Here is a 12,274-nt window from a genome sequence, read left to right as displayed (position 1 = left end):
CCCCCGGCGGCTCCCACCTATCGGAAGGCCGCCTTGTTGGGCCCACGGACTTCGGCGAGAGTCGAGTCTGCCCCGGCCGCAACGAAGCGGCGGCCGCCCGACACAGGAGTCACGATCATGCCCACGGCAGCGACGCGGCGCCCACCCAGGTGCCTCACCCTGATCGCAGGAGCCCTGGCCTCGGCGGTCGCGCTGGCACTGAGCGCCTGCTCGGACGCGGCGAGCGAGGGCGGCAACGGTGCGCCCCAGTCCGGCGGAGGCGAGGACGGCGAGCTGACCGAGATCACCGTCGTCTCGTTCCTGCCGCTCGAATCCTTCACCTTCACGCCCGAGATGATGGCCTACTCCGGTGGGTACTTCGAGGATCACGGTCTCGACGTCACCCTCGAGCCGGTCCAGGGCACCGCGGCCGCCATCCAGTCGGTCGTCGGGGGCGCGGGCTTCATCAGTCGCGCCAGCACCATCGACCTCATGCCCGCCATGGAGGACGGGCAGGACATCGTGGGGGTCGGCACGATGGCCCGCCGGACGAACCTGCGCGTCGCCTCCGTCGAGGACAACCCCATCGAGTCCACCGCCGACATGGCGGGGGAGACGATCGGCCTCGGCTCCATCGGTGGGACCAGCGAGCGCTCCCTCGACCTCGCGCTCGGTCACGACGGCGTGGACCTGGACTCGGTGGAGCGGCAGGCCGTCCCGGTGACCGCGGCGACGATGGAGCTCGTCCGTCGCGGCGAGTTGGCCGGCTACATCGTCAGCCTGGACACCGCCATCGGGATCGAGCTGCAGAACGACGACGCCGTCGTCGGACCGGCGGGTCTGGACGTCACCCCGGACATCCAGCTCTTCTTCACCACACCGGGGACCCTCGAGTCCGATCCGGAGACGGTGGAGGCCTTCCTCGCCGCGATCGCGGACGCCACCCAGTTCGTCGTCGACGACGCCGAGAACGACTTCGACGAGACGTTGCAGATCCTGCGGGACAGCGGCGACTGGGACTTCGCCGCGCTGCAGGACGACGAGGCGGCGCGACTGGCCCTCGAGGACTACGTCACCAACACGTGGATGGACGCGTCCGGGACCCCGCTGCTGCAGACCGACCCGACCGTCGTCGAATCGGCCTACGACGCCCTGACCGAGGGCGGGCTGGTCGACGGCGGCGCCGACCCGACCGAGTGGATCACCAACGACTACGTCCCGTGATCGGCGTGAGCGACCTTCCGCACCCGCGGCCCGCCCGATCGCATCCCGGTCCGCACCCGAGCCGAAGGAGAGTCGAGATGACCGAGACCCGCGGCGCGACCGTCGCCGAGCCGGCGGCCGGCGGCGCGGCCGAGATCCCCCGGCTCGGCATCAGCGGCGTCGGTCGGGACTTCCACACCAAGCACGGGGTCACCCACGCCGTCTCGGGCATCGACCTGACGATTCCGCGCGGCGAGTTCGTCGCTCTGATCGGCCGGTCCGGGTGCGGGAAGACCACTGTGCTGCGCATGCTCGGCGGGCTCCTGCCACCCACCGCCGGCACGATCGAGGTCGACGGGAAGTCCCTCTGGCGCGACGGACGCGTCGACTCCTCGGCGGTGACCAAGCTTGGGGTGGTCTTCCAGGAGGCGAACCTCTTTCCCTGGTTCTCGATCCTCGACAATATCGCCCTGCCGCTCAAGCTCCGCGGCGTCGGCAAGAAGCAGCGGCGCCGGCGGGCCACCGAGCTTGCCGAGCTCGTCGGTCTGACCGGCTTCGAACGCTCCTACCCACGCGAGCTCTCCGGCGGCATGCGACAGCGCGCCGCCATCGCCAGGGCGTTGAGCACTGAGCCGGACCTGCTGCTCATGGACGAGCCGTTCGGTGCTCTTGATGCCCTCACCCGCGAGCGGATGAACCTCGAACTCCAGCGGATCGTGCAGGAGACCACGTCGACGGTCGTCTTCGTCACGCACGACATTCCCGAGGCGGTGTTCCTGGCCGACCGGGTGGTGCAGATGACGCCGCGGCCGGGCCGGATCAACACGATCCTGCCCGTGGACTTCCCCAAGCCGCGCGATGTCGAGTTGGAGACCACGCCGAAGTTCAACGAGATCGTGCGGGCGCTGCGCCGCGAATTGGACGAGGAGGACTGACGTGCGCCGGGATCGGATGAAGCTGCTGCCGTGGATCGTCACGCCGCTGCTCGTCGTGACGATCGTGGCGGTCTGGCACGTCGTCGTCACGGCCGGTGAGGTGAACCCGCTCGTCTTCCCGCCTCCCGCGGAGGTCGGTGCGGCGCTCGTGGAGCTGCTCAGTGATCCCGGCATGTGGGCGGCCGCGCGGATCACCGTCACCGAGGTGGTCCTCGGTTTCCTCATCGCCGTGCTCACCGGGCTCGTGGTCGGCGTCGTCCTCGGCAAGCTGCCGTGGCTGGAGGTCTCGGTCCGGCCGCTGATCGTGATCTTCCAGGTCTCGCCGAAGGTCGCCTTCGTCCCGCTGTTCGTCATCTGGTTCGGCTTCGGGATCACCTCGAAGATCGTGCTCGCGACGATCCTCGCGTTCTTCCCGATCATGCTGAACGTGCTGCTGGGCGTGCGCTCGGTGGAGCAGGGGCAGCGTGAGGTGATGCGCAGCCTGAACGCGAACCGCGGCCAGACCTTCACCCAGCTCGAGCTGCGCAGCCTGCTGCCGTACCTGTTCGCCGGGATGGAGGTCGGGATCGTGCTGGCCACGATCGGCGCGATTGTCGCCGAGTACCTCGGCGGCAACGACGGGCTGGGCAACATGGTGGTCTCGGCGATGAACGCGCTCGACGCCGCGCAGACCTTCGCGCTCATCCTCGTGCTGTCCCTGATGGGGCTGGCGCTGTTCCTCATCGTCAACGAGCTCAAGCGCTTCGCCATCCCGTGGCACGAGTCGGTCTACGGCTTGCAGAACCGCGAGGTCTGAGGGGGCACACCCGGTCCCGGGAGGGAGTTGCATGGACTGGGTAGGCGCGTCAGCCGCGCCATTCCAGGACGCGGGCGTGGCGGTTCGCCATGGCCGGGGCGTCGTCGGGATCGACGTTGCCCAGGCTCAGCTCACCGTCGATCCGGCCGTCCGCCATGGCGATGACCCGGTCGGCGTGCGCCGCCACGTATGCGTCATGGGTGACCACGACGAGCGTGGTGCCGCTCGTGCGCAGACCGGCGAGGTGCCGCAGAACTGTCTCGGCGGCGGCCGAGTCCAGCGCACCGGTGGGCTCGTCGGCGAAGATGATGGCGGGGTCGTTGACCAGCGCGCGGCTGATCCCCACCCGTTGAAGCTGTCCGCCGGACGCCTCGGTGACCTCGCGGTCGGCGAGGTCACCCACCCCGGCACCGGCCATGAGCGCCCGCGCACGCCCGACGACCTCGGCACGTGGCCTGGCGCGCGCCAAGAACCCGGGGAGGACGACGTTGTCGAGCAGGGTGAGGTTCCGGAGCAGATGGACCTGCTGGAACACGAAACCCATGCGGTGCAGGCGCAGCTCACCGAGCTCGGCCTCGGACAGGCCGGTGAGTGCCCGGCCGTCGAAGACGACAGTCCCGGCGGACGGGCTGTCCATCCCGCTCATGGCGTACAACAGGGTCGACTTGCCCGAGCCGGACGGGCCCATGACGGCGAGGAACTCGCCGCGACCGACGTCGAGGTCGACGTCGCGCAGCACCTCCTGCCCGCCGTGGCTCTTGCGCATGCCCCGGGCCGTGAGGATCACGTCCCGCCCTGATTGTGTCGCTGTCGTCGTCGCGGTCATTCCGGCACCACCGTTCTGATTCCCATGGATCTGATGTCGTGGCAGGCGGCGGCGGTCGCACCCGCGACCACGACCGCGAGGGCGAGGGGGAGGACACCGAAGGTCAGCAACGGCGCGAAGACGAACTCGATCCGGCTGGTTCCCTGGCCGACCATCTCGAACCCGCCGTACAGCCCCTCGAAGAGCAGGTTGAACACGCTTTGCCCGAGCGTCGCGGCGCCGAACACCCCGAGCGGCAGACCGACCGCCAGTGCGGCCAGCACCTGCGTGCGGTATTGGCTGCGGACCGCGCCGTCGGACATCGAGACCGCTCGCTGGATCGCGATCTGACCGGCATCCGCGGCCAGTACCAGCCGCGTGGTCATGATCGTCATGAGGGCGGCGAGGACGAGCGCGACGGCGCCGCCGACGACGGCGGTGCGGGTGACCTGCTCGGCAACCGGGCCGAGCGTCTGGTCCCGGTACTCCTCGACGACGGCGACGCGGCCGTCGACGGTCTCGCGCAGCTGCTCGGCCGTCCCGCCCGGGGCCACTGCGTCGGCGAGGTCGACGACGACGGAGTACCCGGCGACGTCGGCGCCCGCGGTCGGCAGCATCCCGCGCCCCGTCCGTCCGCCGTTGGTCACGTCCTGGTAGGACCCGACGATCTCGACCTCGGTGTCGACGTCGCCGCTGCGCACCTCGATGCTCTCGCCCACGTGCGCGCCCGTCGCGGCGAGTGCGACGAGGGACAGGGCGAGCTCGTCCTCGGCCCGCGGGGCACGTCCGTCGGTGTAGGTGAGCGGCAGTGTCGTGTTGTCGCCGTTCTCGACGAAGACGCCGACGGGCAGTCCGTCCGCGTCGGTGATCTCCGCCCGGACCGAGGTGTGGGTGACGAACCGGTCGACGGCCGCGTGGTCCTGAAGCGCCTGGGTGACCTCGGCGAGCCGTCCGGCCGGTGCGCCCGGGCGGCCCTGCGCACCCGGCCCACCGGCCCGGTCCTGCCCATTCGTCCCGTCCTGCTCGCCGGCCTCGTCCGCGGTCAGTCCGATCAGCAGGTCGGCGCGCGGGATCCCCATGTAGGTGGTGAAGGACGGCGAGGCGATGGTCATCGCCGCGGCGATCGGGACGAGGACGAGGAACGTCGCGACGGCGAACACGGTGACGAGCAGGGCCGAGGTACGCCAGCGCCGCAGTGCCCCGATCAGCCCCAGCCGGACTCCCACCGGAGCCGCCGAGCGGTGCAGGGTGAGCCAGGACCGTCCGCGCCGGGCACTCGCGGCGGAGGCGTGCAACGCCTCGACGGCGCTGATCCGCCCGATCCGGCGCAGGACCAGGGTGACGAACGCCAGCACGAGCAGGAAGATGCCCGCGGCGGTGAGCACCGGTGCCAGCCAGGTCGCGAGGGCGCTGCTCGCTCCGAGGTACGCCGTCAGCGACCGGGACATGGTGGGCAGCAGCGCGAGTCCACCGGCAAGACCGAGAAGGCAGGCGGTCAGGCCGATCGCCCCGTACCGGGCGAGCTGCATCCGGCGCACGTCTCGTCGTGGGGCGCCGATGGCCTTGAGGACACCGATCTCCCGCAGGTCACGTTCGAGTGCGGTGAGGATCGACAGCCGCAGGCAGAGCAGCGCGACGACGAACAGGAGGGCGGCGGCGAGGATGGCGACTCCTGCGTTCAGCCCCTCGGACATGATGGAGAACAGCCGGAACGTCGAGCGGTCCGCGGTCGGGCCGTCGCTCGGCAACCCGGAGGCCAGGTAGGCGGCGGTGAACGCGCCGGCCTGCGCCGGGTCGTCGAGCCAGAACTCGATGAGGTACTCGGTCGCACCGGTGTGCCGGGCGACGTCGGCCAGGTCGGCCGCGTTGACGGCCAGCCGCTTGGAGCTGGCGATCGCGGTGTTCATGACCGGATCGCGGTGGAATCCGGCGACGACGAACTCGGCCCGGTACCCGTCGTTCGCGGTGATCACCACCTCGTCGCCGACGGAGATCTCCTCCTCGATCGCGTAGTAGACGGGTAGCCACACCTCGCCGGGCGCCACGGTGCCCAGCACCGCGCCGTCGAGTGTCAGGAGCTGATCGCGCTCGGGCGTAGGGACCATGAGCGAGTTCTGCTGGACGCTGCCGCTCTGTGCCGCGCCGTCGATCTTCAGGTCCCGGCCGTCCAGGGTGAGCAGCGGCATGACCTGGTGGGCGGCGACGTCCGTGCGCGCGCCGACCCACTCGTCGATTGCGCGCTCGTCGAGTTCGCCGGCATGCATCTGCGCGACGTGCGGGGAGTCGGCCCGCGCGAGTAGCCGGTCGGCCGCACCGCCCACGCTGGCGAGCAGGCCTGCGCTCGCGGTCGCCAGCAGCACGCTCAGCGCGACCAGCGCGATCAGCGCGGCCGTGTCCATCGGCCGCGAGCGCACATCGCGCCACGCCATGCGGGCGAGCAGCCCGCGCCGGGGACCGATGTCTGCACGCCGCCGCATGCGGCGAGCGTCCCGGCGACCTTCCCCCAGTGATGTCATGGCCTCAGCCTCGTCCCGGAACAGCGCGACCGGATCGGGGAAACCCCCTGAGCCGACCCCGGCAAACTGCGCGACGGCGCCAGGGTCGGCACGCCGCGTTCCGTCCCTGCGCCCCACGCGTGGCCGACACGAACCTGGCTCCGGAGCCGGACGGCTTCCATTGAGTGGAAGGCCGCGGCCGGCTGGACGCTGCGGGTGGGACGATGGCAGTGCCGCACGCAGCAAAGGGGCTTCGTCTTGGTACCGACACCGACCGCATCACCGGAGGCGGCGCCACGCCGGTCCTCGCTGGAGCGGGTCCACCGGCTCTTCTCCTCCTTCGACTACGAACACACCACGCTCAGCCTCTCCGAGCTGAGCCGGCGCGCCGGGCTCCCGCTCTCGACCACGCACCGCATGGTCCGCGAACTGCTGGACCTGGGCATGCTGGAGCGCACCGACAGCGACGACCTGTGCATCGGCGTGGACCTGTGGAAGTTCGGCCTGCTCACCCCGAAGACGTTCGGCATCCAACGGGTCGCCCTGCCGTTCATGCAGGACCTGTACGCCACCACCGGGATGCCGGTGCACCTCGGTATCCCGGAGAACGGCAAGGTCACCATCGTCGAGAGCCTGCGGCGGCGCGGCAGCGACGGGAACGGCACCCGTGGCAGCCGGCGGGAACGGCCGTACATCGGCCAGCGCGACACCATGCATTCTTCGGCCGTCGGCATGGCGCTGCTCGCGTTCGCCGAGTCCGACGAGCAGGAGCAGTACCTCGCCGACCTTGCCCGCCGTCCCGCCGACGACCCGCCCGAGGAGATCCGGCGCGAGATGGCGCAGGCCCGCGCGAGCGGCTACTCCGTGAGCTGTCGCCGCACCCGTCCGAGCATCGCCGTCGGGGCGCCCGTGCTGAACCGGCTCGGCCGGCCGGTCGGATCGCTGTCGCTGGTGCTGCCCGAGGGCACCGTCATCCACGGCTACGGCCATCTGGTGCGCAGCACCGCCCGGGCGGTCCAGCGCACCGCGTGGGAGCAGGGCATGGGCTGATCGGCTGTCCGGGCCGATCCCGCTGGGCGGAAAGGGTGCTTGCCGCAGGGCTGTGCCCGCTGCGACGGTCCGAGCGATCAAGGAGGATGAATGAGCCTGCGGAGCAACTTCCCGGCCGCCAGCGCACACGCCGTCACCCGCCGCGCACAGTGGGTCTCCCTCGGCATCGATCCCACCGAGCTGGACCGGCCCAAGGTGGCCATCATCAACACCTCGAACGATCTGGCCGCCTGCTTCGCCCACCTCGACGACATCGCCGACCTCCTCAAGGAGGAGCTGCGCTCGCTCGGCCTCCTCCCGTTCGAGCTGCGCACCGCGGCACCGTCGGACTTCATCACCAACGCCGGCCGCGGCGGCCGGTACGTGCTCTCCGCCCGGGACCTCATCACCAACGACGTCGAGGTCATGGTCGAGGGCGCCCAGCTGGACGCCATGATCTGTCTGAGCTCCTGCGACAAGACCACGCCCGGCCACCTCATGGCGGCAGGCCGGCTCAACATCCCCACGGTGATCGTCCCGTGCGGCTACCAGCGCAGCGGTCTGGCCGAGGGCGGCGAGGCCGACGTCGAGGAGATCTTCCTCCGCGCGGCGCAGCAGGGTCTGCGCGATCACTCCGGGCCGGACGGACCGCAGCGCGCCGCGGACGAGCTGGCGGCACTGCACGAGCTTGCCGATGGCGCCATCCGTGGTCCCGGGGTCTGCTCGGGACTGGCCACCGCGAACTCCATGCACATGGCCGCCGAGGCCCTCGGCATGGCGGTGACCGGCTCGGCACCCGTTCGGGCCCTCAGCGAGCGGATGTGGGACTCCGTCCGGCGCAGCGCCCACGCCCTGGCCGATCTCGTCGCACGCGACGTCCGGCCCCGCGAGGTCATCACCGCCGGATCGGTGACCAACGCCGTGCGGACCATGCTCGCCGTCGGCGGCTCGGTCAACACCATCAAGCACCTGCAGGCCGTCGCCACCGAGGCCGGTGTCGACCTCGATGTGTGGGAGACCTTCCGCACCCTCGGCCGCGAGACCCCCACGGTATGTTCCATCCGCCCCAACGGCCCCGACCTCATCGAGGACCTCGAGGACGCCGGCGGAGCGGCCACCGTGCTGCGCGAACTGCAGCCGCTGCTCGACGGGAACCAGCGCACCGTCGACGGCGGCCCCCTCGCCGACAACCTCGCCCGCGCGCGCCCGGGCGACGGCCGTGTCATCCGCAGCCTGGACGACCCCTGCTCCACGACTCCGGCCATCGTGGTGCTGCGCGGCACGCTCGCCACCGACGGCGCCGTCAGTAAACGCCCGATCCCCGACCCCGGCCCCCGCAGCTTCCGCGGCCCGGCGCGCGTCTTCCACTCCCGGGAGGAAGGCATCGAGGCCGTCGTCGAGAACCGGATCCAGGCCGGAGACGTCGCCATCATCCGCGGTATCGGCGTGACCGGCGGCCCGGCGATGGGCATGATCTCCGCGTTCGTGTTCGCCCTGGAGGGTCGCGGGCTCGCCTCCGAGGTCCCCGTGATCACCGACGGCCAGATGAGCGGCCTGGTCAACCACGGCATCGGCATCGGCGAGGTCTCCCCGGAGGCGGCGGCCGGTGGCGCGCTGGGCCTCGTCCGGGACGGTGACCTCGTCGAGATCGACCTCGCCGAGGGCCGCCTCGACCTGTTCGTCGACCCCGCCGAGCTTGCCACGCGCCCCGCCTTCACCCCACCGGCGCCCGCCGACACCTCCCGCTACCTCGACCAATACCGCGCCACCGTGCAGCCGCTGGCCTGCGGCGCGGTGCTCGGCGCGCGCAGCGCCACGGGGGGTGCCTGATGACCCACGACGGCGACGCCGCCACGCCGTCCGGCCAGGTCGCCCGGCCCGGCCAGGCCCGCGAGTCTGTCCGGGAGTCCGCCCGGGACGTCCCGGTCATCGGCGAGTACGAGGTCGTCGTGGTCGGCGGCGGGCCCGCCGGACTCATGGCCGCCACCGCCGCCGCCCGCGCCGGACGCTCCACCGTGTTGATCGAACGCTACGGCTTCCTCGGCGGCGCCGGCACCATGGGCGGGCTATCCACCTTCTGCGGACTGCACGCCCGGGTCGAGGGCGAGGACCGCCGCGTCATCCGCGGCTACGCCGACGAACTCCTCGACCGGCTCACCGCCCTCGACGGCCTGAACGACCCGCACCTGTCCGTGCAGGACCGCATCGCCGCTCAGGCGTACGACATCTCCGCGTACAAGATCGCCGCAGATGAGCTTGTGCTGGCCGGCGGGGGAGAGCTGCTGTTCCACGCGATGGCTGTCGGGCTGGTGCTCAGCGAGGACGGCGCCGCGGGCGGGGCTCGAATCGACGCCGTCATCGTCGAGTCCAAGTCCGGCCGTGGCGCCATCCGCGGCCAGATGTTCATCGACGGCTCCGGCGACGGCGACCTCGCCTCCTGGGCCGGCGCCCCGCTCGAGGTCGCCGAGACCCTGCTCTACCCGTCGCTGATGTTCCGGATCAACGGCGTCGACCCGGAGCGGGCCGGCGAGGCGTGGAAGACCGTCGCCCGGCTCATGGACGAGGCCGAGGCGGCCGGGACCCACCACTTCCCCCGCAAGAAGCCGATCGTGCGGCCCCAGCGCCACCCCACCGAGTGGCGCTCGAACCTGACCCAGCTGTCCAACGACGACGGCTCACCGGTGGACGGCACCGACGTCCGCCAGCTCACCCACGGTGAGATCCAGGGGCGGCGCCAGGTCCGGGAGACCTTCGACTTCATCAAGACCCGTACCCCCGGCTTCGAGGACTCCTACGTCGTCGACATCGCCCCGCAGATCGGCATCCGCGAGACACGGCGCATCGTCGGGCCCTACCAGCTCACCGAGGACGACATCCTCGGCTGCGCCGACTTCCCGGACACCATCGGCGTCAACGGCTGGCCGGTCGAGGCCCACGTCGCCGGCACCGTCGCGTTCCGGTTCCCCCCGGAGGAGTCCCGAGGCTTCAACCAGCTCCCGTTCCGGATGATCGTCCCCGACGGCGTCGCGAACCTCTACGCCGTCGGCCGGTGCGCCTCGATGACCCACCGCGGCCAGTCCTCGGCGCGGGTGAGTGGGCCCTGCTTCGCCATGGGGCAGGCGGCAGGCACCGCGGCCGACCTGGCCCTCGGCGCGGGCGTCGCGGTCGGCGACGTCGACGTCACGGCACTGCAGCGGCGCCTGCTCGACGACGGCGCCTACCTCGGCACCGACCGGCCGGCCACCCATCGGCCGGCCGGCGTCCGCTGAGGGCCGGACGGAGCAGACGTGCACCTCACCGACGAGCAACGCGCCATGGCCGACGGCGACCACGGCGAGACCGTCGCCGCCGCCATGCGGATCCTGCAGCAGTACGGCGACATCATGCAGGCCGAGAACCTCATCGAGATCGCCAGCGCCGCCGGCGCCAACATCTACGGTCCGCGGCACGCGCGCCCGCTCGGCTCGGAGGAGCCCGGCCGGCTGTTCAACCGGTTCTCCCTGGCCAGCGACGAGCCGCTGGCACCGGCGAGAACCCGGGTCCACGCCTGCCAGCTCATCGGCCCGATGGACCGGGAGAACCCCGACGTGCAGGGCCTCCCACGCGGCAGCGTCGACCGGGTCGAGGCCAGCCAGGCCTACCTCGAGGGGCTCGGTGTCAGCCTGCTCAACACGTGCACGCCCTACCAGGTGGGGTTCCTGCCGCAGCGCGGGGACCACTGTGCGTGGATGGAATCCTCCGCCGTCGCCTTCATCAACTCGGTGATCGGGGCACGAACCAACACCGAGGGGCGCGAATCGGCCGCGGCGTCGATGCTCACCGGCCTGACGCCGAACGCCGGCCTCCACCTGACGCAGAACCGCCGCGCGGACGTGCGGGTCGTGGTGCACGCGCCGGTGCGAACCACGGCCGATTGGAACGTCCTCGGCTACTGGCTCGGCGCCGCCGTCACGGACGACGCCGTCCCTCTCGTCGAGGGCCTCGAGTCCCGTCCCGACCTGGTCCAGCTCAAACAGCTCGGCGCGGCGGCCGCGAGCTCGGGCGATACGGAGCTGTTCCACATCCCCGGCGTGACCGCGGAGTGCGCCGAAGCCCAAGACGTCCTGCGCCCGGACGCCGCCGAGGTCAGCTACACCGCGGCCGACGCCGCCGCGACACTGGACCGTCTCAACGCCACCCGCACCGGCGACGACGTCGACTTCGTGATGATCGGGTGCCCGCACGCGTCCTACGGTCAGCTCGAGGAGGTCGCGGCAGCACTGGACGGACGGCAGGTCAGCGCCGACGTCACGCTCTGGGTCTTCACCCCCAGCGCCCTGCGCCGCCGCGCCCGCGAGGACGGTCTGGAAGCGGTCATCGAGCGCGCGGGTGCCCGGGTGATGTCCGACACCTGCCCCGCAATCGGACAGTTCCTGCCTCCCGGCACGCGACGCTTCGCCACCGACTCCGCCAAGCAGGTCCACTATCTGCCCGCGATCATGGGAGTCGAAGGCGCGTTCGCGTCCACCGCCGACTGCGTGCACGCCGCGGTCGAAGGGCGGCTGCCGTGAGCGCCGGCGGCGGTGCGTCGCCCGCAGCCGGTCCGGGTGCGGCGGTGGCGCTCCCGGACCGCACCCTCACCGGACACGTCCTCGTGGCCGGACGGGCGGCCGGGTCCGCGCTCGTGTGCACGGCCCCGATCTCCGGTTGGGGCGGCATCGATCCGGCCACGGGCACGATCACCGAGATCACCCACCCGCAGCGCGGCGCCTCGTTCACCGGTCGGATCCTGGTGATGCCCGGCGCGAAAGGGTCCTCGGGCTGGTCGGGCCAGTTCCACCTCGCGCGGGTGATGGGAACGGCACCCGTGGCCGTGGTGACCCGGTCGGTGAACTCGAAACTGGCGGTGGGGCTCGTGGCGCTGCAGGTCCCGGCTATCCAGCTCGACGACCTCGACGCGTTCGTCTCCGACGGCACGGTGCTGCCGGTCTCCGAGGTCACCGTGGCCGGCGGGCGTGTCCACGTCCGTTACTCCCCGTCGTCGGGGGGATGA

General features: G+C 71.6%; 10 protein-coding genes. 8 read left to right on the top strand and 2 right to left on the bottom strand.

Features of this window, described 5'->3' with window-relative positions:
* Positions 1-117: 117 nt before the first annotated feature.
* From ACFSE6_RS05545 to ACFSE6_RS05535, 3 genes are all read left to right on the top strand, one after another.
* Entirely contained in the window at positions 118-1,203 is a 1,086-nt protein-coding gene (locus ACFSE6_RS05545; RefSeq protein ID WP_388003216.1) for an ABC transporter substrate-binding protein, read from the top strand.
* A gap of 77 nt (positions 1,204-1,280) precedes the next feature.
* Positions 1,281-2,117 (top strand): ABC transporter ATP-binding protein, encoded by an 837-nt coding sequence (locus ACFSE6_RS05540; protein ID WP_388003213.1) that lies wholly within the window; start codon positions 1,281-1,283, stop codon positions 2,115-2,117.
* Between the two features lies 1 nt (position 2,118).
* The gene (locus ACFSE6_RS05535; RefSeq protein WP_388003210.1) at positions 2,119-2,913 is read left to right on the top strand and encodes an ABC transporter permease; all 795 of its coding nucleotides are present in this window, start codon (positions 2,119-2,121) and stop codon (positions 2,911-2,913) included.
* Positions 2,914-2,962: 49 nt separating this feature from the next.
* Here the strand turns inward: ACFSE6_RS05535 and ACFSE6_RS05530 are convergent, their stop codons facing one another.
* Positions 2,963-3,700, bottom strand: a complete 738-nt coding sequence (locus tag ACFSE6_RS05530) for an ABC transporter ATP-binding protein (RefSeq protein ID WP_388003207.1) — start codon at positions 3,698-3,700, stop codon at positions 2,963-2,965.
* A 35-nt stretch (positions 3,701-3,735) separates the two neighbouring features.
* The gene (locus ACFSE6_RS05525) at positions 3,736-6,195 is read right to left on the bottom strand and encodes an FtsX-like permease family protein (RefSeq protein ID WP_388003204.1); all 2,460 of its coding nucleotides are present in this window, start codon (positions 6,193-6,195) and stop codon (positions 3,736-3,738) included.
* A 276-nt stretch (positions 6,196-6,471) separates the two neighbouring features.
* On the opposite strand from ACFSE6_RS05525, the gene ACFSE6_RS05520 reads away from it, so the two are divergent.
* The 5 genes from ACFSE6_RS05520 (at position 6,472) to ACFSE6_RS05500 (ending at position 12,274) form a co-directional block, all read left to right on the top strand.
* The gene (locus tag ACFSE6_RS05520; protein WP_388003201.1) at positions 6,472-7,263 is read left to right on the top strand and encodes an IclR family transcriptional regulator; all 792 of its coding nucleotides are present in this window, start codon (positions 6,472-6,474) and stop codon (positions 7,261-7,263) included.
* Positions 7,264-7,353: 90 nt separating this feature from the next.
* Positions 7,354-9,072: a dihydroxy-acid dehydratase domain-containing protein gene (locus ACFSE6_RS05515; RefSeq protein ID WP_388003198.1), complete on the top strand. Its 1,719-nt coding sequence runs from the start codon at positions 7,354-7,356 to the stop codon at positions 9,070-9,072.
* Positions 9,072-10,511, top strand: coding sequence for an FAD-dependent oxidoreductase (locus ACFSE6_RS05510; protein ID WP_388003195.1), 1,440 nt, complete (start codon positions 9,072-9,074; stop codon positions 10,509-10,511). The genes ACFSE6_RS05515 and ACFSE6_RS05510 overlap by 1 nt, the downstream gene beginning before the upstream one ends.
* 18 nt (positions 10,512-10,529) lie before the next feature.
* Positions 10,530-11,792 (top strand): aconitase X, encoded by a 1,263-nt coding sequence (locus tag ACFSE6_RS05505; RefSeq protein ID WP_388003192.1) that lies wholly within the window; start codon positions 10,530-10,532, stop codon positions 11,790-11,792.
* 44 nt (positions 11,793-11,836) lie between these two features.
* Positions 11,837-12,274, top strand: a complete 438-nt coding sequence (locus ACFSE6_RS05500; protein WP_388003189.1) for an aconitase X swivel domain-containing protein — start codon at positions 11,837-11,839, stop codon at positions 12,272-12,274.

It is taken from the genome of Georgenia deserti (assembly GCF_042680605.1).
Classification (GTDB): Bacteria; Actinomycetota; Actinomycetes; order Actinomycetales; family Actinomycetaceae; genus Allobogoriella; species Allobogoriella deserti.
The sequence above is the reverse complement of the archived record's forward strand: the minus strand, read 5'-3'. Positions and strand labels throughout refer to the sequence as shown.